We start from the raw sequence: 21,844 nt of genomic DNA, 5'->3' as shown, positions 1-21,844 counted from the left end.
ACCACCAAGGCCGAGCCCTTTACGGAGTACATCATGTCGAATGAAATGCAGGGTTTACCGGTTGGACAAGACGCTGGGCGTGGCGCCTACGTATTGGCTGCCACCTGTGATCTCAACGGTTGCTTTCGCGGCAAGCGTGTTGAGGCGGCATCGCTCGACAAGATTTTGAAGGGCGGTATCCGTATGCCGATGTCCTCCATCGGTGTTGATATCTGGGGCACGGATGTCTTTGCAAATTCCCTGACGCTGGATCAGGGCGATCTGGATGGCATTTGCGAACCGACGGAGCGCGGGCCGATCCCCTTGGCCTGGTCGGCAACGCAGGCGCAATTCGTGCCGATGTGGATGCGGATGGAAACCGGTGAGCCGTTTTTCGGCGACCCGCGCCGCACGCTGGCCGATATCCTTGACAGGTTTCAAGCGGTTCACCTGAGCCCTGTCGTCGCGACGGAAGTCGAGTTCTATCTGATCGATCCCAAGTCACCGCGGGCCAAGCCGCTGACTCGAATGCCGGTCGGCCATGCGGATGCCAAGGATACGATCTATTCGTTAGAGGAACTGGCCGAGGTCGGGCCTTTCCTGGATGATGTCTATGCGATGGCTGCCGCATGCGGTGTCGCCGTCGATGCCGCGACCTCAGAGAGCGGGCCGAGCCAGTTCGAGTTCAACCTGATGCATGGTCCTGATGCTCTGAAGGTGGCCGACGATACAGTTTTCTTCAAGCAGATCGTTCGCAACATGGCGCGCAAGCACGGGTTTGCTGCGACCTTCATGGCCAAGCCCTACCCTGCCCATTCCGGCAGCGGCTTGCATGTGCATTTCAGCATCGTGGATGCGCAAGGCCGCAATGTCTTCGATAATGGCGGTCCCGAAGGCACGGTTCTGATGCGGCAGGCCGTGGCCGGACTGATTGACGCCATGCCCGATTGCACCGCTCTGTTTGCGCCCCACCTGAATTCGTTTCGCAGGCTCTGCCCGGATAGCCTGGCGCCCACCACGGCCGCCTGGGGTTACGAAAACCGCACGGCCGCCATCCGCATTCCTGGCGGCCCTTCTGTCGCCCGCCGCATCGAACACCGCGTCGCTGGCATCGACGCAAATCCTTATCTTGCCATCGCTGCCATTCTGGGGGCGGCGATCGACGGGATCACCCGGCACGCTGAACCGCCTGCGCCAACGGCAGGCAATACCTACGCCAGCGATGCGCAGTCCCTTCCCGCAACATGGCCGGCTGCTCTCGATCTCTTCGAGCAGAGCGAGATCGTCAAACGGATTTTCCAACCGAAACTGATCGAGATGTTCTCGACCTGCAAACGCCAGGAACTTGCCGTGTTCAACCGCGATATTTCCGACCTGGAATATGCGAGCTACCTGCATAGCGTCTGACGCGAAGCATGCCAGCAATTCAACGTCGCAACCAACGTCAAAGGATTGTCGTTGCGTTGTGGCGCGAGGGCATACGCCGATCGGTTCCTGCAAGTTGAACCGATCTGTCTGTGCGTTTTGTCATAGTTGAAACAGTCAATCCTAATTTTCTTAAGTGGACCACGACCGCCGGGCTCAGCCGCATGCGGCCGCTCATTACCGGCTTCTTTTTTGGTAAATGCGGCATTTTGGCGCATGGCTGTCTTGACCAATCGGATGCGGCGCAATATTCGTTGGAGGAAAATAATTTGCCTTTAAGGCAACATTGGACTTGAAGGCGTATTCTGGGAGGAACGCATGATAATCCACGAGGCAGGTGCCGACGCGCACCTTGCGACGCGCATCGACCGGATGCATTCCCGCGACAGGGCCGGCCTGATTGTCTTTATAACCGTGCTGTGGTGCACCATGGTGTTCGCACTGGTGACGATCTGGCCGTACATCTCCGTACCTGCCATCCGTATCATCCTGACGGCCGCCTGTGGTCTGGTCCTGGTGTTCAACACCGCTGCCATCGTGGCGATGCTCCGGCACTATCACGAGGACAAGCATTTCATCTACGGGCTCGACCTCAAGCATCTCGATGAGATGCGCCGGCGCCGGCGTTAGGAGGAGATTATGGCTTACAAACCGCCGAAGCAGAGTTTTGCCGGGCAGATTTTCGACGTCATTACCCTTCTGGTCCTGACCGTCGGTGCGCTCTATCTTCCACTTTATCTTGGCCTGGCAGGTGCGGCCAAAACACCCGCGCCTATCGCCAACCCGACATGGGAAGCCCTTGGACAGAACGCCACCGAGCAGCAGCAATGGGCAGCCCTAGGCGTCACTGATCCGGCCGCCGCCAACGATATCATCACCGCCCGTTTTGACTATTCGTTCAGCTGGATGGCCCTCGTGGTCATGGCAATCCTGGTGATCGGGTATTTCGTGCTGGTGGTGCGGTTGTCTGACAAGGAATATCGCGACGTCATTGCTGAACGCTTCGGCGTCAAGAAGAGATAGTGGGGCTCCAATGGATATCTGGACTATTCTGGAATATGCGGCATGGGCCCTTTCGGCGCTCTTTGCCCTTTTGATGCTGTCGGACATGATCCGCATCGATACGACCTATGACAATGAGCTGCTGACATCATCCCGCGAAGGTGAGATCGAGGCGGCAGCTGAACGTCACACGCTGTGAGGGCCTGGACATGGTAGACACCAAAACTGCTCCCGGTCAGCCTGAACGGCTGCAATTGCTGCGCGTCCTTGGTCCCGCCCATATCTGGGCACTCGGCGTCGGCATTGTTCTCGTCGGCGAATATATGGGATGGAATTTTGCCGTCGGCAAAGGCGGCATGATTGCCGGCCTGATCGCCTGCTGGGTGGCTGGCCTGCTTTACACCTGCGTGGCAATGATCGATTCCGAGGTGACATCGACGGTTGCCGCCGCCGGCGGCCAATATGCGCAGGCCAAGCACATCGTCGGGCCGTTGATGGCCTTCAATGTCGGGCTGTTTCTGGTCATGGCCTATACGATGCTGGAGGCTGCCAATGCCATCACTATCGGCTTCCTGCTCGATACGGTGGCCGGAATGCAGGGCCATAGCGGCCTGCATCAGCAGCCGTTCATCGTGCTTTGCATCATGTTTCTGGCATGGCTGAATTATCGCGGCGTTTTGGCAACGCTGACATTCAATCTCGTCATCACCGCCATCGCCTTCATGGCCATCATCGCCCTGTTCCTGTCGGTGCAGTTCGGCGTGTCGAGCGTTCCGCTCGATTTCTCGGCGGTGACGACCGATCCTATGCCTTATGGTTGGATCGGTATCCTGGCCTCGCTGCATTTCGGCCTCTGGTATTACCTCGGCATCGAAGGCACCTGCCAGGCTGCCGAGGAAGTGCGTTCACCTGCCCGCTCTCTTCCCTACGGCACCATGGCCGGCATCATGACGCTGCTGATCGCCGCGACCATGACCTGGTATGTCTGCTCCGGGCTTATTCCTTGGGAATATCTCGGCCAGGCCGGCACACCGCTGTTTGATGCGGCGCGTGTTACGGGCAATCGCGGGCTGATGGTTCTGCTCTTCATCGGCACGATGTTCTCGACGCTCGCTTCGGCAAACGGCTGCATCAACGATGCGTCACGCGCCTGGTTCTCGATGGGCCGCGACCGTTATCTGCCGATCTGGTTCGGTGCCGTGCATCCGGTTTATCGCACACCGTATCGCTCGATCATCTTCCTCGTGCCGATTGCCTTGATCTTCGCGCTCGGCGCGCCGCTCGACCAGGTCGTCACGTTCTCGATCCTGTCCGGGCTGCTGGGCTACACGTTCATGACCTTCAACATGGTGATGTTCCGCAAGAAATGGCCTCTCGATACGATCAAGCGCGGTTACGTCCACCCGATGCATCCGTTGCCGACGATCGTGCTTCTGATCTTGTGCGCCACCGCCTATGTCGCCGTCTTCCTCGGATACGGGACGCAGCTCATCGCGATGGTCAGTTTTTATATCATTGCATCGCTGTGGTTCCACTTCCGGCGCTACCGGTTCGTGCGTCGAGGCGACCAGTTCACCATGCCCTGGCCACGGCCGGAGGGGTATTGATCTGAACACAATCCGCAGCCTGATCAGTGGCTGCGGGTCCAGTATCCGGAGGGAACAGGGTTGACGATCTATTATCTGCTCTTCGCCTTTGCCCTTTTGGCTGTCGCCTGGTTCGTCCGCGCCGCCATCCGTGGACATCGGCAGGCCATGCAACAGCGCGGCCGGTTGCTCGACGAAGCCCATGGGCTGCTCACCGAACCGGGCATCAGCATTGCAGCGGATCAGTTTCCCATCGTCACCGGATGGATCGGCGATGGCCGCCATGTCAGGATCGAACTGATTGCCGATACGATGGTGACACGCCGCCTGCCACAACTCTGGCTGAAGGTGACGTTGTTTGAGCGTGCTGCACGGGACTGTCCGTCACTCGGCGCGCTCGCCCGTCCAACCGGTTCGGAATACTATTCGCTCGTTCACGGCTTTCCGGAATGGATGAGTCCGCCCCAGATGGGCATTTCCTTGCTGATGCGTGGTGACGGACGGGCGAACGCTGAGCAGGCGGCGCTGGCCGGGCGGCATTTCCAGCGCCTGTTTGCTGACCAAAAGGTCAAGGAGGCGGTGATTACCGCGAAGGCGGCCCGGCTCGTTTATCAGGCATCGCAAGGGGAGCGTGCGGCGCACATGTTTTTGCGGCAGGCACGGTTTTCGCTCGAGACGGTTCCGGCTGCAACGATCGCTCAGGCCATTGCGCTGACGGCAGGCCTGAGTACGATTTACGCTGAAGCAGACAGTGTGCCTGTCTTGCAAGTTGCTTGAAGGCTGCTCGTGTCGAAACCGATAAATCCCTATCTCGTTCTTCTTCTGTCGATCATCCTGCCGGGTGCCGGCCATGTCGCCGTCGGCGAAGCACGCCGCGGGCTGGCATTCGCGCTGTTCGTCCTGTTGTTTTCGTTCCTGACCTACATGACCACCACGCCGGAACAGTCCTTTATCGGGAGACACGCGGGCGGTCTGTTCATCTGGGCACTGTCGATCCCCGATGCCTATCGCCGGGCACGGATACGGTTTTCGGTTGGATCGTGACTACATTGGCCGCCGCTGTCCCGTCGATGCCCGCTCGACCAGATGACAGGCGAGTTCGACGCGGCGCGGCGGCATCGGCAGGCCCGAGAGGCTGTCGCGCAAAAGGTCGAGCGCGACCGAGCCGATCTCGCGCATCGGGATATGCATTGTCGTCAGCGGCGGGTTGAGGAAGGATGCCTGCGGCAGGTCGTCCATGCCCATGACGGAAACGTCGCCCGGCACCGAATAGCCCCGCTGCTGGACGCCCATCATCGCGCCGACGGCGAGACTGTCACCTGCGGCCAGAACGGCGGTAAAATCAAGCCCGCGCGCCGCGATCCGTGAGGCAATGGCCTGCGCTGCCAGTTCCGGCAGCCAGTCCTCGACCGGAACGACCAGATCCGTGTCTGCGGCAAGCCCGTGATGCAACAGCGCATCCTTCCAGCCCTCATAGCGCCGCTCAATGGTGCGTCGCCCCGGCCGCATCAGAAACAAGATGCGCTCATGACCAAGCCCGATCAGGTGATCGGCGGCCAGCCGCGCGCTGGACCGGTTGCAGGGCGTGACGCTGGAAAGCCGCATGAACGGATCGTCGCTGTTGAGCAGTACCACCGGTTTGTCGAAGCCGCGGGTCGCGGCCAGCATGCCCTCGTCATCGACCGTTAGAAACAAGAGGCCTGCAACCTGCGGATCGTCTTGCGCCTCCTTGAGAACCGCCAGTTCCTCGTTGCGGTCGGCAATTGGCCGTGTGACGATCTCGAGACCCAGTGCTTGTGCCCGTTCCTTCAGTCCTTCAAGCACGTAGAGCGTGAACTGGTTGCGGACATAATCGATCATCGCCGCACTCGACGCGGCCAGAATGACCTTCTGGCCCGCGACCGCTGTCGGGATGACGTAATTGGCAATCTTTGCCGCTTCGAGCACCTGCTGGCGGATTTCCGGCCGCACCCCTTTTTCGCCCGCAATCGCCCGCGACGCTGTGCTCAGTGAGACGCCGCACGCCTCGGCAATGTCCTCCAAGCGGACCCGCCTGCTCTTCTTTCCGCGTTTGCCCGCGATGGGTTTGACAGCCATATCGATCTCCGTTGCATCAACATGAGAAAAATTTTCAGATTGCGCAACAAAATTCGACGTGCATTTATTTCGCCAACGAGCCGCCCTGAAGAGCGGCACATGTGGAGGAGCATTCATGGGTCCAGATGGCCGCGATATCAGCAATGGTCTCGATCGCCTTGTCGCCGGAACAACCGGCCTCAAGCATGACGGCCGTTTCCATGAGCCCAATCTCGATGGCACTGCCGGCGACTATATCAGCTTCGACAGCTGGGAATGGCCGCAGGGCGTCGGCCTCTATGGCCTGATCAAGCTCTGGCTTTTCACCGGCCGCGACGATCTGCGCCAGCTTGTCGAACAATGGTATGCGCAACGCATCGAAGCAGGCCTGCCGCAGCTCAACGTCAACACTACCGCGCCAATGCTCGGCCTGTCAGTCCTCTGGGCAAAAACCCGTGATCCACGTTGGCAGCCGGTTCTCGATGAATGGGCAAACCGGGTGCTGGCGGAGCTTGGCCGCACGCCGGAAGGCGGCTTCGAGCATCATGTCTCCGACAAGGTCAATCACGACGAGCTTTGGGATGACACGCTCTATATGGTCGCCCTGTTCCTCGCATCCTATGGTCAGGCCAGCGGTCGCCGTGAACTGGTCGATGAAGCCTCGCGTCAGTTTCTCGTTCACACCCGTTATCTTGCCGACACGCACACCGGTCTCTGGTTCCATGGCTGGACATTCGATGGCCGCCACAACTTCGCCGAAGCGCGCTGGGCACGCGGCAATGCCTGGATCACGGCAGGCCTGCTCGATCTCTTTGATCTCGCCGAGCTTGCCAAGCCCGTGAAGGATTTCCTGCAAGGTGTTCTGGTCGCGCAGGTCGATGCGCTCTTGTCGCTGCAGGCTCCATCCGGCGCATGGCGCACGCTGCTCGACGATGCCACCTCCTACGAAGAAATTTCCGCCACCGCCGGGATCGGTTACGGCCTGCTGAAGGGCTACCGCCTCGGCCTCGGCCCGCCGGCTTGGCGTGAAGCTGGCCTCAAGGCCTTACAGGTAGTCATGGATAACATCGACGAGACCGGCACTGTCGGAAACGTTTCCTATGGCACCCGCATGGGCCATGACCTCCAGTTCTACAAGGACATCCCCATTCAACCGACCGGCTATGGCCAGGCACTTGCCATCCTGTGCCTTTCCGAAGGCTTGCAGCACGTCGGCCAAGAAGGACAAGCAGCATGACGATGAAGATTTTGTATGGAGCAGCCCCGGAAGACGTCAAAGGTTATGACACGGAAAAGCTCCGCAGCGCTTTCCTGATGACCGACCTGTTCGTGCCGGACGCAGCAAGTTTCACCTATACGCATGTCGACCGCCTGCTTCTCGGTGGCGCGATGCCGGTTTCCAAAAGCGTGACGTTCGGCTCTGGCGACGAAATCGGCACACCCTATCTCCTGTCGGCGCGTGAAATGGGCATCGCCAATCTGGGCGGCACCGGCACTATCACTGTCGATGGGCAATCCTTTACGCTGGAAAACCGCGACGTGCTCTATCTCGGCCGCGGTGCCCGCGAGATCGTCATGACGAGCCTTTCGGGAAAGACCCCGGCCCGTTTCTACATGAACTCGGTCCCAGCCGGCGCCGACATTCCACACAAGCTGATCAGGAAATCGGAATCGAAGGCCGTCGATCTGGGCGACGGCCGCCGGTCGAACAAGCGCCGCCTCGCCATGTATATTCACCCGGAAGTCACGCCGTCCTGCCTGCTGTTGATGGGCATTACCGATCTGGCCGAAGGCAGCGTCTGGAACACCATGCCGCCGCACCTGCATGAGCGCCGCATGGAAGCCTACTGCTATTTCGACATGGCGGCGGAAGATCGCATCATCCATCTGATGGGCCGCCCTGAAGAGACCCGCCATCTGATCGTCGCCAACGGTGACGCCGTCTTGTCACCCGCCTGGTCTATCCATATGGGCGCCGGCACCGGCCCCTATGCCTTCGTCTGGGGCATGACCGGAGAAAACCAGGAATATAACGACGTGGCCCCGGTAGCCCTGGCAGAGCTGAAATGACCCCGATGAGATCCCTGATGAACCGCAAACTGAACGCTGGCGATGCCATCCGCTACTGGCAGCTCGGAACGATTGCCGAAGAGCGTTTCGACGTGCCGGATGCGCCGATGAAGGGCGAGATGGACCCGTTCTTCTTTCTCACCAAGCATAAGAACTTCATTCCGCATGAATATCCTTGCCGCACGATCTTTGCCGAAACCTATCGTGGCAAACGTCCCGATGTCCGTGGCGCTTTCGAAGCCGCCCGCTGGTGGCTGCCTTTCGGTTCCCCACGGCTCGACCTCTCCGGCTTCTGGTTCCGCCCGACCCGGCTTGCCATTTTTGCCCGCACATTCATTGCGGCTGAGAAAGCCGGAACCGCCAAGGTTCGCCTCGGCACTTGCGGCGGCGCGGTCCTTTGGCTGAACGGCGAGGAAGCTGGTTGGATGGCTCCCTATAGCCGCAATCTCGAGGCAAAGGCCGAGTTCGAATTGCTGCTGCAGGAAGGCCTGAACGAGGTCACGATCTTCTTCGATGATCTCGCTGAACGCGACGCCCGCTATTTCTTCCAGCTTGACTATCTCAATGGCCCGGCGGCGAGCGTCGCCGTTCCTGTGCCGGTCGAAGGCAAGGTGGCTGAGACAATCGAGGCCGCCCTCGACAGCATGCATTTTGAGCGCACGGCTTATTTCGAAGGCGATATCACCCTGCTGCTTGCCGAGCCTCTGCCCGTGGATGTCGATGTCAATGTTGCGGTCGAAGGCGACTTCATGTCGACCGAACGCTTCGACTACGATTTCACCCTCAAGGCGGGTGCTGCCCGTCTGGTGATCGGTCCTTCCGAAAATGCCCCTGCCGATTTCCGTCACTTCCGCATCACGCTGAAAGCCGGCAGCTTCGTTGCATCGCGCTCGCTCGGTATCGAAATCTGCCACACCGCCCGGCAGGGCACTGCACCGGCGGCGCTTGCCGAACGCATCACGGAGACGCTCACCGAAGTCTCGGAATTCTCCGAACGTGACACCGTTCGAGCATTTGCACGGCTCGCCAGTGGCCGCTCCGGCGCCGATACCGATGCGATGATCGAGGAAATTCTGCCGTCGATCGAGGATTGCCACGATTGCGCCGATTTCTCGCTCGTGCCGCTCCTGTGGTCGCGTACCGTCTGGGGCAAGGACATCGGCGACAAGACCCGCGCCCGCATCGATCGTGCCATCCTCGATTTCCGCTACTGGATGGACGAACCCGGCAACGATGTTCAGTGGTATTTCTCCGAAAACCACGCCCTGCTATTCCATACGTCCGCCTATCTCGCCGGACATCTGCTGGCCGGTGAAACCTTCGCCCGCTCCGGCCGCAAGGGGACCGAGCAAAGCGCCGTTGGTGCCGCCCGCGTGCGCGCCTGGCTCGATCATTTCGAGGCTTGGGAGATGGCGGAGTTCAACTCGGCGCCATATTTCCCGATTGATCTCAAGGGCCTGACGGCACTCGCCGCGCTGTCGCCCGATGCGGATATCGCCGAGCGCGCCAAGAAAGGGATCATCCGCCTGTGCGAAGTCATCGCCCGCTCCGCCCACCACGGCATGGTCACGGCAGCGCAGGGGCGCTCCTACGAACACACGCTTTGCGCCGGCCGCTCGCTGGAGCTTTCGGGAGTCGCCCGCCTGCTGTGGGGCGCCGGCTGGTATGGTCGGCGTGTCCATGCTCTGCCGCAGCTTGCGGTCTGCCTGCGCGATCACGGTTTGATCATTCCCGAAACACTCGCCGCCGTTGCCAGTCATCAAGCCGGCGAACATCAGGAATGGCGGTTCGCCCAGGGCCAGGACCGGTTTGCCGCGCTCTATCACTACAAGAGCCGCGATTTCGCCATGGGCTCTGCAGCCCACTACCGCTGGAATGAGTGGGGTTATCAGGAAACCGTCCTGCATCTGCGTCTCGGCAAGCGGCCGGAAGCAGCCGTCTGGATCAACCATCCCGGCGAGACCATTCAGTTCGGGTACGGCCGGCCGTCCTTCTGGGGTGGGTGCGGCACCCTCCCTCGCGCCCACCAGTACCGGGGGCTGGCCGTACTCGACTTTTTGACCTTCGAGGAACAACCCGATTTCACCCATGCCTGGTTCCCGGTCGCCGAGTTCGACGAAAGCAGCGTGAAAGGGCGGGTGGCTTTGGCCCGTAGCGGCGGCGGCGCGGTCATTCTGCTCGGCAGTACCGAGTTGCAGCCGGTGACGACAGGCCCATCAGCCAATGCGGAACTGCGCCAATATGGCCAGAACACCCGCTGGATCGTCCGTGTTTGCGAATCCTCGGATCTCGCTGGTGTCGAAAGCCGGTTCGCCTCGCTATCCGTTGCGGAGACGGCAGACGGCTCGCTCGTGGTCGAAGACCCCGATTATGGCACGGTCACTTTCCGCAAGGATGGATCGGTCGAGGCCGAAGACCGGACGATCGTTCCGAAGGATTTCACGGTCGCAGGCGAGGTTGCCATGTTGGCCGCACACTAAAGGCGAAGCGCCGGCAAGGAGAGCCGGCGCCCGTTCAAATGCGGGCGAGGAGAAGCCTGCACCCAGAGGAGGAGGAAGACAATGGCAACGACAAGGACAAAAACGATGCTCGCGGCATTCGCCGTCGGGCTTTTGACCTCCACGGCGGCATTGGCCGGGGATGTGCGCATCATGTGGTATTCCGACGGCGTCGAGGGCGAGGTCCTGAAAGACCTCATCGGCCGCTTCATGAAGGACAACCCGGATATCAAGGTCACCATCGACAATGTGTCCTACAGCGTTGTACGCGAACAACTGCCGGTGCAGCTCGAGGCTGGCGACGGCCCGGATATTGCCCGCGTTACCGCTCTGAAGGCGCTCAGCAAACACTGGCTGGATCTGCGGCCACTGGTTGCCGATGCCGCCTATTGGGATACGAATTTTGGCGATCAGGCCGACTGGATGCGTCCCGACGGCACCGATCAGATTTCCGGCTTCATGACGCAGATCACGCTGACCGGCGGCTTTGCCAACAAGACGCTGTTCGAACAGGCCGGCGTTGCCCTTCCCGGCAAGGATGCCACATGGGATGACTGGGCAAAAGCCTCCAAGCAGGTCGCCGAAAGTCAACAGATACCCTTCCCGATGGCGCTCGACCGCTCCGGGCATCGCTTGACCGCGCCTGAGCTCGCTTTCGGTGCCAATTATATCGGCGCAGACGGCAAGCCGGCACCGATCGATGAGGCCTCCAAAGCCTTCATCTCCAAGTTCATCGGCTGGATCGAAGACGGCACGATGAGCAAGGACGTCTGGGTATCGGCTGCGGGCTCGACGTATCGCGCCGGCGCCGACGACTTCATTAACGGTCAGGTTGCTTTCTACTATTCCGGCTCCTGGCAGGTGCCGAACTTCTCCACCAAGATCGGTTCGAACTTCGATTGGGTTGCGACCGGCAGCCCCTGCGGCCCGGCAAACTGCACCGGCATGCCGGGTGGTGCCGGTCTGGTAGCGATCAAGTACACCAAAAATCCAAAAGACGTCGCCAAGGTCATGGACTATCTGGCAAGTGAGCCGGTCGTGAAGGAGTTTTCCGAGCGCACCCTGTTCCTGCCGGCCCACAAGGGCGTGATCGAAAAGGGACTGGACTTCAAGACTGACGATGCACAGGCAAAAACGGCGCTTGGCATCTTCGTTACTGCATCGACGTCGTTGGCAGACCTCGCCCGCAAACTGCCCGGTTGGGCCTGGTCCGATACGATCTACGGCGCCCTCGTCACCCGAGTCAGTCAGGCAGCGGCTGGTGAAATGACCCTGGAGGAGGCCTATACCCGCATCGACGCGGATATTGCCGCCAAGGTCAAGGACTCGGCTCTCTAAACAGCGAAACGCGGGCGGCGGCGGGCTATCCCCGTTCAGCCGCCCGTTTCGTATCGCCGGTGATGGCCGGACGTCACCGCCGTTCATCCGGCAAGGGGAAAGTGATCAACGATGGCAGACATAACCCGCCAGACCAGCGAGAGCCGGACAAGCCAGAGCCTGGGCGAAGCCGCCATGATGCCGGTACGCCTTGCCATGGGCGTCATTGATGCCCCTTTGCGCTGGGTTCAGAAGACGTTTGGCCTTGGCGGGATGGCGGCATTCTTCCTGCTGCCCAACATGCTGATCTTCGGCATCTTCGTGCTTCTACCGTTCTTCATCAATTTCGCCTATTCCATGACCGGCGGCTCGGCGCTTTTCCTGTCGGATCGCACCTTCGTCGGGGCCGATCAGTATACGCGGCTGTTCGACTGCTCGAACTATCTGGCCCCCAATACATGTGCTGAAGATACGTTCTGGACGGCGGTCGGCAATACCGGCTGGTTTGTCATCCTCCAGGTCACGTTGATGATCGCCGTGTCGCTGATCACCGCCCTGATCCTCAACCGCAACCTGATGGCCCGCAGTTTTTGGCGCGCCGTGTTTTTCTTTCCGGTGCTGTTGTCACCCGTGGTCGTGGGCCTGATCTGGAAATGGATCCTGCAGCGCCAGGGCCTCCTCAATTTCGGTCTCTACGGTTTCGGTTTCGACCCGCATGTCTGGCTCAACGACCGCAATTGGGCCTTCGCCGCCACCGTCGGCGTTTCGATTTGGGCGCATATGGGCTTCTACACGCTGATCATTCTCGCGGGCCTGCAGGCCATCCCGAAGGATCTGTACGAGGCTGCCGAGATGGACGGAACGCGAGCGATGCGCGTCTTTAGCCGCATCACCCTGCCTCTCCTAATGCCGAACCTGCTCGTTGTCATCGTGCTGGTGCTGATCCGCGCTGTACAGATCTTCGATGAAGTCTATGTGCTGACCGGCGGTGGGCCTGGCACCAGCACGCTGTTTGTCACGCAGTACATCTACGAGACCGGCTTTGCCGCCCAGTTGCGCAATCCCGGCCTTGCGGCTGCTGCCTCGATCCTGATGGGACTGGTGCTCGTTGTCCTCACACTCATGCAACTCGGCCTCAGCCGTTCCCGCGACAAGAAGGGAGCTCGCAAATGAGCCGCGTTACCGAATTCCTGTTTCGCCGCAAGGGTGGCAAAGGCTGGCACTGGACGGATATCGTCACTTGGGTCTGGCTGGTCGTGGGTCTGTTCGTGATGTTCGGCCCGGCCGTCTGGCTGACCGCATCATCCTTTAAGTCACCGGCGGCCCTTGCTGAATTCCCGCCGACAATCCTGCCTTATGTCACCCAGAAAGTGACGGTCGAAGGCTATGACAAACCGCTCGATCTCTACACAGCGACGTTGGAAGACGGCAGCACCGCGACACTCGCTGAAGTGCGCCGCATCGGCACCGTCAGCCAGATGGTCGATCCCAAGAAGCCGACGGAGATCGTCAAGGTCAACATCGCCAAGCGCGCGCCGGTCCGGGAGATGTCGTTCGCGACCGAAAACTACACCGAGCCCTTCACCCATTTCGATTTCGTCCGCTACCTCTGGAACTCCGTCTTTGTCACGGTGACGGCAACGCTGATCACCCTGGTGGTCAATTCCATGGCCGCGTTTGCGCTCAGCAAATACGAGTTCCGCGGCCGGACATTCGCGATGCTTCTGATCCTCGCGACACTGATGGTGCCGCTGTCGGTCATCATGGTTCCGCTCTATTCGATCGTCTCGGCGCTCGGCCTGTTCAACAACCTCTGGGGCGTGATCCTGCCGACGGTGGCGACACCGACCGGTGTGTTCATCCTGCGGCAGTATATGCTGACGATCCCCGACGAACTGCTCGACGCTGCTCGGATGGACAAGGCATCGGAATGGCAGATCTATTGGCGGATCATCCTGCCGTTGACCGCACCGGCGCTCGCCGTGCTTGCCATCTTCTCCGTCGTCTGGCGCTGGAACGATTTCCTCTGGCCGCTGATCGTGCTGTCGCGCAAGGAACTCTATACGCTGCAAGTGGGGCTGAGCATCTATTCCGGCGAACTCAATGTGCAGTGGCATTTCATCCTGGCGATGACCGTCGTGACCATGATCCCCGTGGTTCTGGTCTTCCTCTTCCTGCAGCGCTTCATCACCACCGGCATCGCCGGAACCGGCCTGAAATAAGGGTGCATCATGGGACACATCAAACTCACCAATATCACCAAGTCGTTCGGCGCGATCGACGTGCTCCATGGCATCAATCTGGAGATCGCTGATGGCGAACTCGTCGTCTTCGTCGGACCGTCCGGCTGCGGCAAGTCCACGCTGCTGCGAATGATTGCCGGCCTTGAGAAACCAACCGGAGGCGAGCTCGCCATTGACGGCAAGGTGGTCAACGCCATCCCCGCCGCCGATCGCGGCCTTGCCATGGTATTCCAGTCCTATGCGCTCTATCCGCATATGAGCGTGCGCCAGAACCTCGCCTTCGGTCTCGAAAATACCAAGATGCCGAAGGCGGAGATTGCCACGCGCATCGCCGAAGCGGCCCGCATGCTGGAAATCGAGCACTATCTCGACCGCCGCCCCGGTCAGCTCTCCGGCGGCCAGCGCCAGCGCGTCGCCATCGGCCGGGCGATCGTGCGCCGTCCCGTCGCCTTCCTGCTTGATGAGCCACTGTCCAACCTCGATGCCGAACTGCGCGGCTCGACCCGCGCCGAACTGGCGGCTTTGCATGCGCGGCTGTCGGCAACGATGATCTACGTCACCCACGATCAGGTCGAGGCGATGACTTTGGCTGACCGGATCGTCGTGCTGCGTGCCGGACGCATCGAACAGGTCGGCACGCCGATGGAACTCTATAACTCCCCGGCGAACCGCTTCGTCGCCGGCTTCATCGGCTCACCGCATATGAATTTCCTCGAAGGCTCGGTGGAACCCTCGTCTTCCGGCAAAGCCGTCGCCACCTTTGCAGGCGGCAACAGGCTGGAACTGCCGGTGGCCGCCAGCAGCCTTGCCAACGGCTCCGCCATCACGCTCGGCGTCCGACCACAGCATGTTTCGATTGGCAACGGCGGCGAAGGCATTGCGGCCAAGATCAAGCTGGTCGAAGCGCTCGGTTCCGAGACCATCGTCCACACCGATGTCGCCGGTCAGAAAATCCTGGTCGTGGCGCCAGGACAGCATAACCTGACACCGGGGGCGGATATCAATCTTTCGTTGTCTTCGGCCCCCCTCCATCTGTTCAACGAGAAGGGGTTGCGTCTTGAGCACGCTGTTTGATCTCTCCGGCACGGTGGCGCTGGTTACCGGCGCGCGAACGGGACTTGGCCAGGGCATGGCACTTGCGCTCGCACGTGCGGGCGCCGATATCGCCGCCCTCGGCTCCAGTCCGATGCCGGAAACGGCCGAAGCCATCCGGCAGACCGGCCGCCGGCTTCATGCGCTTGAAGTCGATCTCTCACAGAAATTCGACGCGAAAGATATTATCGCCTCGGTTGTCTCTGAACTCGGTGGCATCGATGTTCTCGTCAACAATGCCGGTATCATCCGCCGCGCCGATCTGCTCGATCATTCGGAAGAAGACTGGGACGACGTCCTCGACGTGAACCTGAAGTCGGCCTTCCTACTGTCGCAAGCCGTTGCCCGGCATATGGTCGAGACGAAACGGACTGGCCGCATCATCAATGTCGCCTCGATGCTGTCTTACCAGGGCGGCATCCGCGTGCCAGCCTACACAGCCTCCAAACACGGCATTGCCGGCCTGACGAAAGCCATGGCCAACGAGCTTGCCCCGCACGGCATCACCGTCAATGCCATAGCGCCCGGTTATATGGAAACGGACAATACCGAGGCCTTGCGCAACGACGCCAACCGTAACGCCCAGATCTCGGCCCGTATCCCGATGGGCCGCTGGGGTACACCGGACGATCTTGCCACATCCGTTCTATTCCTCGCCTCGCCGAGTTCCGGCTACGTCACCGGCATCACCGTTCCCGTCGATGGCGGCTGGCTCGTGCGCTAATGTGGGGATCGCAGATGCCTATCGCCATTGAACGGCTGAAGACCCTGCTTAGCGTAACGAAATCATCGCTGGATCTCGTGGCATCAACTGTCGTGGAGCATGACGATTACGCCGTCGAACGCCTGCGGTTTCGCCTGCCCGGCGGCGAAGAAATCCGTGGCTTCCTGACGAGACCACCCAGCAGCGCGAGACCCGGCCCAGCCGTCCTCTACGCCCATGCGCATGGCGCCCGCTATGATATCGGCGCCAGCGAACTGATCGATGGGCGGCCTGCCCTCCTTGATGCTCCCGGCCCAATCCTCGCCCGGGAAGGCTACGTCACGCTCTGCATCGACATGCCGACGTTCGGCGAACGCGCTCATGTCACCGAAAGCGCCGCAACCAAGGCGGCCCTCTGGCACGGCCGGACTCTGTTTGGTCAAATGCTCGGCGAGCAGGCCGCCGCTCTGAGCTGGCTTGCCGTACGCCCGGACGTTGACCCCACTCGTATCGGCATGACCGGCATTTCGATGGGCGCAACGCTCACCTATTTCCTGGCGGCCATCGACACACGCATTACGGCTGCCGCGCATCTCTGCTGCTACGCCGATTTTGCGACGCTGGTCGAGACCGGTGCACATGACTTGCATGGCCATTATCTTACCATCCCCGGACTTCTCGCAGAGACCTCGACCGGCGAGATCGCGGGCCTGATCGTCCCACGGCCGCAATTGATCTGTGCCGGGCTGGACGATCCGCTCACGCCACCACTCGCGATCAAGCGCGCTTTCATTCAGACGGTGGCCGCCTATGAAACAGCTGCTGCTACAAATGCCGTGACATTGTTGGAAGAGGCTGGCGTCGGACATCGGGAAACGTGGTCAATGCGGGGTGCAGTCCTCGGCTTCTTCAAGCGCCACCTCTCGTGATCACTCCGTTGAATAGCATCGGCTAAGGCAGCAACAGGCGATGTTCCCATTGTTGGTCCATCGGTACAGCCATCGACGGTTGATCCACCTCCCAAAACGCCCACGGTCGTGGCCTGTCAGCCGCCGAAGCGCACTGCGCAGAAGTTCGGCGAAAGATTCGATGCCGAAGAGTTTTCTGTTGTGGCAAATGAAAAATCTGATTTACTGCCATTTCGATAATTGGCTTTTGGGGGATATTGCCGATGGTGTCGACTCGCAGAGATATGTTGCTTGGCGGTCTGGCGTTACTTGGAGCCGGGACTGTCCCGAATCCGGTGTTTGCCGCAGCTGCTTCCTATTTTTCCGGTACGGCGGTCGATAACGGCGTCACGTTCCGGACGACCAATTTTGCCAAGATCGACAAGCAGTGGCGCCGCCAGGTCGTCAAGTATTTCAGTAGCGAGCCGATCGGCACAGTTGTTGTCGATACGAGACACCATTTTCTCTACGTGATCATGGAGAACAAGACGGCAATCCGGTACGGCGTCGGAGTCGGCCGTGATGGCTTCAAGTGGTTTGGCCGCGCCACGATTGACCAGAAATCCCTGTGGCCACGCTGGACGCCGCCAGCCGACATGCGCAAACGGCATCCAGAATTGCCTGAATTTGTTGATGGAGGCTCGCCGAAAAACCCGCTCGGCCCGCGGGCCATGTACCTCCACCGCGATGGTGTTGATACCGGTTACCGCTTTCACGGTACATTGGAGCCGGGCAGTATCGGCAAGGATGCCTCCAGCGGCTGCATCCGCATGTTCAACGAAGACGCGATCGACCTTTATCAGCGTTGCCCCATCGGCACGGCTGTGCAGGTTCTGCCGCATATTGCCGACCAGGCTCCCCAGGTCAGTGACGCCACCCCGGTCGAATAAGGAATCCCTGATGTCTGTTATGATCGGATACGCGCGGCACCTTTTGGCTGCGGCCACGCTCCTGGCGCTCGCCGCCTGCAACACCGCCGATATCGCCTCCGTCGAAGAGCCCGCGGCAGTGCCGATGACCGGCCAAACCAACGATCCGGCCCCCGGTTTCGAAACTGTCTCGGCCGGCAGTGAAGAGGATTTCATCCTCAATGTTGGCCGGCGGGTCTATTTTACGCAGGACTCTGCCGCGCTCGATTCCGTCGCCAAGGCAACCTTGGATAACCAGGCGGCTTGGCTCAACAGCAATCCGCGTTGGCTGGTCAAGCTTCAGGGATTTGCCGACGATTCCGGGTCAGGGTCCAAAATGGAGACGCTGTCGCAGAAGCGTGCCGAAGCGACGATGGCCTATCTCGCTTCGAAGGGTGTCGATCCAGGGCGCATGTGGGCCAAGGGCTATGGCAACGACCGTGAAGTTCGTGACTGCACGGATCGTTCGTGCAAGGTGCAGAACCGCCGCGTCGTCGCCAATCTGCGCACCCAGCGCGACGCAACCTAATCGCAAGAGAAGGTCTTAGCCGGAATCGACAGTTCTCTGGCGAATTGGTCCCAGCGATCGCCTCCGAGTGGATACGATACTCGATGTAGTCCGTTGCAAGCCGCGTTTCGCAACTGTCTGACCACCGTGCCCGCCGTGTCACCCGGGTGATACCCAGGTCCAGCAATTGTCCTTCGCTTAAATCATCGACTTCTCCGCGGACTGATAGGCTGCTTCCGCATGGTTTCCATCGAGCCGCCCAACCGCCTAACCTCTGGAGACGCTGTAAAAGACAGTTGGCCGTCGCGCGCTTTTCCGGCGGCTTGGAGGCTTCGGCCCGCCATTTTTCCATGGTCAGAAACGCTGCCAGTACGCCACACACCAGGCCTAGGGACAAGGGCAGTCCCTGGGGGCCGGCCGCCTGCATCGTGAGACCTGTCGCGGGTGATCCGACGATGCCGCCGACACCCCATACGAGCGCGAAAGCTGCGTTGCCGGCGATCAAGGCTTGGCCTGTGAAACGTTCGCTAAGCTGGATCAGCGAAAGGGTGTAGATCCCGAACGAAACTCCGCCCAGGCCGAAAACGAGCGGCCAGATAAGCCATGAACCGAAGGCTGCCGGCAGAGCGAGGCAGCCGACCAGTGACGCAAGAGCGCAGATCAACATGGTTCGCGCCGAGCCCACCTTGTCTGCCACGCGCCCGAGAAAAATCTGCAGCACGGCATTGCCTGTTATGAAGCAAGTGACGAGCGAAGCGATGTGCTTCTCGGTACCGCCAAGTGCTGCGCCATATACCGCCAAGAGGGAAAGCAGGGTCTGTTCGAAGGCGGCGGCCGTGAAAACCGCAAACAACAGAAGTGGCGCCAATGCGAAAAATCTGCGAACTGATGTTGTCGCGCCGCCATGAGATAGATCCGGCAGTCGTGGCACGACCGCAAGCAAGATCAGGCCGCACAAAATGAAGGCGACGATACCGATGATAAAGGGCGGCCAACCCTCGGTGCCAACCACGTGGAGCGACAGTGGGCCGATGGCAAAGCCGCTGGACACGATCGCCGAATAGAGGCCCATGATGCCGGCCCTGCGTGGCGGCGGTGTGATCGTCATCAGCCAGGTTTCGCTGATGACGTAAAGCGGGTTGGCGAAGAAGCCGAGCAGAAAGCGGAGCGGCATCCAGGCCCAGATGTCCTGTGTCCAGGCTATTGCTGCCAGGGTGCCTGCCGCAAAGACCGAGCACAGGATCGCAAACGGCGCTCCACCGATGCGGCGCACCAGCGCCGGGACGAACGGGGCGGATACAACGAAACCTAACGGTGTCATCGCCGCCGACAAGCCGATCAGGCCGGACGGCGTTCCCTGCCGTTCCAAGAGGAAGGAGAGTAGTGGGTAGGTCAGTCCTTGTGCCACGGCGAACACCGTAACGGTCGCGATGATGCCCGTCATCGGCGCCCATGGAACCTGATCCTTGCCCGCGAATACAGCGTTTCGCTGATGTTGGCGAACCTTTGCCGTATTGGGAAACTGGCGATCGGATGTCATTGCGGCATTTACCTATTGTTGCCAAAAGTGCTTGGCGATCTCCGCCTCGACCTGCCACCTTGTGAGGCCGATATCGTCCATCAGATGAGGATTGTCCCGAGATTTTTGCCGAAGCTCCCAGCGGAAGCGGTCCCGCCTGCGCCAAGTCAGGATGAGGCCTCGCAAGGTCCTTAGGCGGTTCCAGCGTGGCAGATCTTTTTGCCCTGTGGACGCATCTGCCCACGCCTCAAGATGCCGGGCTGATGTGATAGCGCAGGTATCATGCATGGCAAGCTCCATAGGTTTTGAGGCTCAAATGCCTCTGACTTGATGGAGACGGATTCTGCGGGATGCGATCAGCGCCGTAATTAAGCTCTTCCAAAACGTTCGCAAAAAGTTCCAAACGGATTATAGATTTGTCCTATGCAGGGATTGCGCTTTGCCTTTGGTCCATTCGTGCTTGATCCGGGTGCGGGAACGCTCCTCCGAAGCGGCGAACCCGTTGCCGTTGGCCATCGGGGGATTAAACTGCTTGCCGCGTTCGCCGGGCGGCCCGGCGAAATCCTAGCCAAGGGCGATTTGATGGACGCGGCATGGCCGGGTACGGCCGTCGAGGAAGGCAACCTCACCGTCCAGATCGCGCAGTTGCGCAAGCTGCTGGGGCCGCCGGTTGGAGGCGGTGAATGGATCGCAACGGTTCCCCGCATCGGTTACCGTTTCATAGGCCCCATCACACAGCTCAGCGATGCGAAACGGAAACCCTTGTCGCTGCCCGACAAGCCATCAATCGCCGTGCTGCCCTTCGTGAATGTCAGCAACGATCCAGAGCAGGGCGTGTTTGCGGATGGGTTGACCGAAGACCTGATTACCGACCTTTCCCGGACCTCCGGTCTGTTCGTCATCGCCCGCAATTCGGTTTTTTCCTACAAGGGCAAGCCGATGGATATGCGCGCGATTGTCGAGGAACTCGGCGTCCGCTACCTGCTCACGGGTAGCGCAAGACGCGCCGAAGGGCGCGTTCGCATCAACGTCCAGCTGGTCGATGCGCTGAGCGGCGATCATCTGTGGGCGGAACGCTTCGATCGTAGCCTGGACGATATCTTTGCCGTCCAGGACGAGGTGACCGCCAGGATTGTGCAGGCACTCCTTGGCCATCTGCGCGCACCCTTTCCGCGCAACCGGCCGAAAAATATGGAGGCCTACGATCTCTGTGTGCGGGCGCGCAAACTGATGGATGACACGCCACAGAGTGCCAGGGAAGCGCACCTGATGTTGACGCGCGCGGTCTCGCTTGATCCGGAATATGCCGAAGCCTATCGATGGCTTGCCATGAACCAGTGGATGGGATGGGTGCATTCCGGTGGCCCAACGGAGCCTGATCGCAGCGTTGCTCTGGCGTTCGCTCGCAAGGCTGTCGCGATCGATCCCAACGGGGCAGGTTGCCGCTGGATTCTAGCCTATCTGCTCGCCTATGAGCATCGCTTTTCCGAGGCGGAGGCGGAGTTTGCCAATGCGATCGAGCTTGACCCGAACGAGGCCGATACTTTTGCGGCCTTGTCCGACATTGCGGTCCTGGCCGGGCGAATAGAGGAGGGACTTGAGTCCATCGCCAAGGCTTTCCGGCTGAACCCTTATCCCGCAAGCTGGTACTACCTGACCCTCGGCCAGGCGCAATATGCGGCCCGTGACTACAAAGCCGCTGCCGAAACCCTGCGCAATGACCAGACCTATAGCACAAGCTCGCGCCGATTCCTGGCCGCAAGCCTTGCTCAGCTGGGCCGCCTCGACGAGGCGCATGTAGAGACCGAACTGTTTCTCGTCTCCAACCCTTATTTTAGTATTCGCCACTGGGCCGAGACGGAGCCATTCCGTGACGCGGCGGTGCTTGATCATTTCGTTGATGGGTTTCGCAGGGCAGGTCTTCCAGAGTGACCTAAAACGTCTCTGTCATCTCATAGTGGTCTTCACACT

General features: G+C 60.4%; 21 protein-coding genes and 1 pseudogene. 19 read left to right on the top strand and 3 right to left on the bottom strand.

The window, feature by feature from the left end; all coding sequences use genetic code 11:
* The first annotated feature begins 33 nt into the window (after nucleotides 1-33).
* The 7 genes from ASD36_RS24485 to ASD36_RS24460 all read left to right on the top strand — a co-directional run bounded on the left by ASD36_RS24485 (nucleotide 34) and on the right by ASD36_RS24460 (nucleotide 5,036).
* The gene (locus tag ASD36_RS24485) at nucleotides 34-1,386 is read left to right on the top strand and encodes a glutamine synthetase family protein (protein ID WP_060511931.1); all 1,353 of its coding nucleotides are present in this window, start codon (nucleotides 34-36) and stop codon (nucleotides 1,384-1,386) included.
* A 336-nt stretch (nucleotides 1,387-1,722) separates the two neighbouring features.
* On the top strand, nucleotides 1,723-2,034 hold the full coding sequence (locus ASD36_RS24480; protein ID WP_060502352.1) for a hypothetical protein: 312 nt from the start codon (nucleotides 1,723-1,725) through the stop codon (nucleotides 2,032-2,034).
* Nucleotides 2,035-2,043: 9 nt separating this feature from the next.
* A complete protein-coding gene (locus ASD36_RS24475; protein WP_060502351.1) occupies nucleotides 2,044-2,427 on the top strand; it encodes a hypothetical protein in 384 nt (127 codons plus the stop codon).
* A 10-nt stretch (nucleotides 2,428-2,437) separates the two neighbouring features.
* The gene (locus tag ASD36_RS30810) at nucleotides 2,438-2,605 is read left to right on the top strand and encodes a hypothetical protein (RefSeq protein ID WP_162246331.1); all 168 of its coding nucleotides are present in this window, start codon (nucleotides 2,438-2,440) and stop codon (nucleotides 2,603-2,605) included.
* A gap of 10 nt (nucleotides 2,606-2,615) precedes the next feature.
* Entirely contained in the window at nucleotides 2,616-4,013 is a 1,398-nt protein-coding gene (locus ASD36_RS24470; RefSeq protein WP_060502350.1) for an amino acid permease, read from the top strand.
* A 60-nt stretch (nucleotides 4,014-4,073) separates the two neighbouring features.
* A complete protein-coding gene (locus ASD36_RS24465) occupies nucleotides 4,074-4,769 on the top strand; it encodes a hypothetical protein (RefSeq protein ID WP_112834654.1) in 696 nt (231 codons plus the stop codon).
* A 9-nt stretch (nucleotides 4,770-4,778) separates the two neighbouring features.
* Nucleotides 4,779-5,036, top strand: coding sequence for a hypothetical protein (locus tag ASD36_RS24460; protein WP_060502349.1), 258 nt, complete (start codon nucleotides 4,779-4,781; stop codon nucleotides 5,034-5,036).
* On the opposite strand, the gene ASD36_RS24455 is transcribed toward ASD36_RS24460, so the two are convergent.
* Nucleotides 5,037-6,089 carry a LacI family DNA-binding transcriptional regulator gene (locus ASD36_RS24455; RefSeq protein ID WP_060502348.1) on the bottom strand — a complete coding sequence of 351 codons (1,053 nt, stop codon included), beginning with the start codon at nucleotides 6,087-6,089 and terminating at the stop codon, nucleotides 5,037-5,039.
* A gap of 115 nt (nucleotides 6,090-6,204) precedes the next feature.
* Here ASD36_RS24455 and ASD36_RS24450 point away from each other — a divergent pair, with 115 nt between their 5' ends.
* The 11 genes from ASD36_RS24450 to ASD36_RS24400 all read left to right on the top strand — a co-directional run bounded on the left by ASD36_RS24450 (nucleotide 6,205) and on the right by ASD36_RS24400 (nucleotide 18,375).
* Nucleotides 6,205-7,305, top strand: coding sequence for a glycoside hydrolase family 88 protein (locus ASD36_RS24450; protein WP_060502347.1), 1,101 nt, complete (start codon nucleotides 6,205-6,207; stop codon nucleotides 7,303-7,305).
* On the top strand, nucleotides 7,302-8,138 hold the full coding sequence (gene kduI / locus ASD36_RS24445; RefSeq protein ID WP_060502346.1) for a 5-dehydro-4-deoxy-D-glucuronate isomerase: 837 nt from the start codon (nucleotides 7,302-7,304) through the stop codon (nucleotides 8,136-8,138). Before ASD36_RS24450 ends, kduI begins: the two co-directional genes overlap by 4 nt.
* Before the next feature lie 17 nt (nucleotides 8,139-8,155).
* A complete protein-coding gene (locus ASD36_RS24440; protein ID WP_244481925.1) occupies nucleotides 8,156-10,618 on the top strand; it encodes a hypothetical protein in 2,463 nt (820 codons plus the stop codon).
* Nucleotides 10,619-10,699: 81 nt separating this feature from the next.
* A complete protein-coding gene (locus tag ASD36_RS24435; protein WP_060502344.1) occupies nucleotides 10,700-11,974 on the top strand; it encodes an ABC transporter substrate-binding protein in 1,275 nt (424 codons plus the stop codon).
* Nucleotides 11,975-12,085: 111 nt separating this feature from the next.
* Nucleotides 12,086-13,126: a sugar ABC transporter permease gene (locus tag ASD36_RS24430; protein ID WP_060502343.1), complete on the top strand. Its 1,041-nt coding sequence runs from the start codon at nucleotides 12,086-12,088 to the stop codon at nucleotides 13,124-13,126.
* Nucleotides 13,123-14,175 (top strand): carbohydrate ABC transporter permease, encoded by a 1,053-nt coding sequence (locus ASD36_RS24425; protein ID WP_060502342.1) that lies wholly within the window; start codon nucleotides 13,123-13,125, stop codon nucleotides 14,173-14,175. The genes ASD36_RS24430 and ASD36_RS24425 overlap by 4 nt, the downstream gene beginning before the upstream one ends.
* 9 nt (nucleotides 14,176-14,184) lie before the next feature.
* On the top strand, nucleotides 14,185-15,270 hold the full coding sequence (gene ugpC, locus ASD36_RS24420) for a sn-glycerol-3-phosphate ABC transporter ATP-binding protein UgpC (RefSeq protein WP_060502341.1): 1,086 nt from the start codon (nucleotides 14,185-14,187) through the stop codon (nucleotides 15,268-15,270).
* Complete coding sequence (gene kduD / locus ASD36_RS24415) at nucleotides 15,254-16,012, top strand: 2-dehydro-3-deoxy-D-gluconate 5-dehydrogenase KduD (protein ID WP_060502340.1); 759 nt, start codon at nucleotides 15,254-15,256, stop codon at nucleotides 16,010-16,012. Before ugpC ends, kduD begins: the two co-directional genes overlap by 17 nt.
* A 14-nt stretch (nucleotides 16,013-16,026) precedes the next feature.
* Nucleotides 16,027-16,920, top strand: a complete 894-nt coding sequence (locus ASD36_RS24410; RefSeq protein ID WP_060502443.1) for a dienelactone hydrolase family protein — start codon at nucleotides 16,027-16,029, stop codon at nucleotides 16,918-16,920.
* 242 nt (nucleotides 16,921-17,162) lie between these two features.
* Nucleotides 17,163-17,828 carry a L,D-transpeptidase gene (locus tag ASD36_RS24405; RefSeq protein ID WP_060502339.1) on the top strand — a complete coding sequence of 222 codons (666 nt, stop codon included), beginning with the start codon at nucleotides 17,163-17,165 and terminating at the stop codon, nucleotides 17,826-17,828.
* Nucleotides 17,829-17,838: 10 nt separating this feature from the next.
* Nucleotides 17,839-18,375 (top strand): OmpA family protein, encoded by a 537-nt coding sequence (locus ASD36_RS24400; protein WP_060502338.1) that lies wholly within the window; start codon nucleotides 17,839-17,841, stop codon nucleotides 18,373-18,375.
* 286 nt (nucleotides 18,376-18,661) lie between these two features.
* Here the strand turns inward: ASD36_RS24400 and ASD36_RS30370 are convergent.
* Both ASD36_RS30370 and ASD36_RS31580 read right to left on the bottom strand, forming a co-directional pair.
* A pseudogene (locus tag ASD36_RS30370) lies at nucleotides 18,662-19,798 on the bottom strand (MFS transporter); the annotation flags it as partial.
* 108 nt (nucleotides 19,799-19,906) lie between these two features.
* Complete coding sequence (locus ASD36_RS31580; protein WP_244481917.1) at nucleotides 19,907-20,161, bottom strand: DUF1127 domain-containing protein; 255 nt, start codon at nucleotides 20,159-20,161, stop codon at nucleotides 19,907-19,909.
* 135 nt (nucleotides 20,162-20,296) lie between these two features.
* On the opposite strand from ASD36_RS31580, the gene ASD36_RS24385 reads away from it, so the two are divergent.
* On the top strand, nucleotides 20,297-21,805 hold the full coding sequence (locus tag ASD36_RS24385; protein WP_060502336.1) for a winged helix-turn-helix domain-containing tetratricopeptide repeat protein: 1,509 nt from the start codon (nucleotides 20,297-20,299) through the stop codon (nucleotides 21,803-21,805).
* Nucleotides 21,806-21,844 lie beyond the last annotated feature (39 nt).

The organism is Rhizobium sp. Root1334 (genome assembly GCF_001426665.1).
Lineage (GTDB): Bacteria > Pseudomonadota > Alphaproteobacteria > Rhizobiales > Rhizobiaceae > Pararhizobium.
This window is presented reverse-complemented; position numbering and strand designations above follow the sequence as displayed.

Bases quoted from the DNA above. Each gene is read 5' to 3' on its own strand.
- ASD36_RS24400 (WP_060502338.1), top strand. From the start codon at position 17,839: ATGTCTGTTATGATCGGATACGCGCGGCACCTTTTGGCTGCGGCCACG.
- ASD36_RS24485 (WP_060511931.1), top strand. From the start codon at position 34: ATGTCGAATGAAATGCAGGGTTTACCGGTTGGACAAGACGCTGGGCGT.
- ASD36_RS24385 (WP_060502336.1), top strand. From the start codon at position 20,297: ATGCAGGGATTGCGCTTTGCCTTTGGTCCATTCGTGCTTGATCCGGGT.
- ASD36_RS24450 (WP_060502347.1), top strand. From the start codon at position 6,205: ATGGGTCCAGATGGCCGCGATATCAGCAATGGTCTCGATCGCCTTGTC.
- ASD36_RS24410 (WP_060502443.1), top strand. From the start codon at position 16,027: ATGCCTATCGCCATTGAACGGCTGAAGACCCTGCTTAGCGTAACGAAA.
- kduI (WP_060502346.1), top strand. From the start codon at position 7,302: ATGACGATGAAGATTTTGTATGGAGCAGCCCCGGAAGACGTCAAAGGT.
- ASD36_RS24430 (WP_060502343.1), top strand. From the start codon at position 12,086: ATGGCAGACATAACCCGCCAGACCAGCGAGAGCCGGACAAGCCAGAGC.
- ASD36_RS24405 (WP_060502339.1), top strand. From the start codon at position 17,163: ATGGTGTCGACTCGCAGAGATATGTTGCTTGGCGGTCTGGCGTTACTT.
- ASD36_RS24440 (WP_244481925.1), top strand. From the start codon at position 8,156: ATGAACCGCAAACTGAACGCTGGCGATGCCATCCGCTACTGGCAGCTC.
- ASD36_RS24435 (WP_060502344.1), top strand. From the start codon at position 10,700: ATGGCAACGACAAGGACAAAAACGATGCTCGCGGCATTCGCCGTCGGG.
- ASD36_RS24455 (WP_060502348.1), bottom strand. From the start codon at position 6,089: ATGGCTGTCAAACCCATCGCGGGCAAACGCGGAAAGAAGAGCAGGCGG.
- ASD36_RS24470 (WP_060502350.1), top strand. From the start codon at position 2,616: ATGGTAGACACCAAAACTGCTCCCGGTCAGCCTGAACGGCTGCAATTG.
- ASD36_RS24475 (WP_060502351.1), top strand. From the start codon at position 2,044: ATGGCTTACAAACCGCCGAAGCAGAGTTTTGCCGGGCAGATTTTCGAC.
- ASD36_RS30810 (WP_162246331.1), top strand. From the start codon at position 2,438: ATGGATATCTGGACTATTCTGGAATATGCGGCATGGGCCCTTTCGGCG.
- ugpC (WP_060502341.1), top strand. From the start codon at position 14,185: ATGGGACACATCAAACTCACCAATATCACCAAGTCGTTCGGCGCGATC.
- ASD36_RS24480 (WP_060502352.1), top strand. From the start codon at position 1,723: ATGATAATCCACGAGGCAGGTGCCGACGCGCACCTTGCGACGCGCATC.
- ASD36_RS24425 (WP_060502342.1), top strand. From the start codon at position 13,123: ATGAGCCGCGTTACCGAATTCCTGTTTCGCCGCAAGGGTGGCAAAGGC.
- ASD36_RS31580 (WP_244481917.1), bottom strand. From the start codon at position 20,161: ATGCATGATACCTGCGCTATCACATCAGCCCGGCATCTTGAGGCGTGG.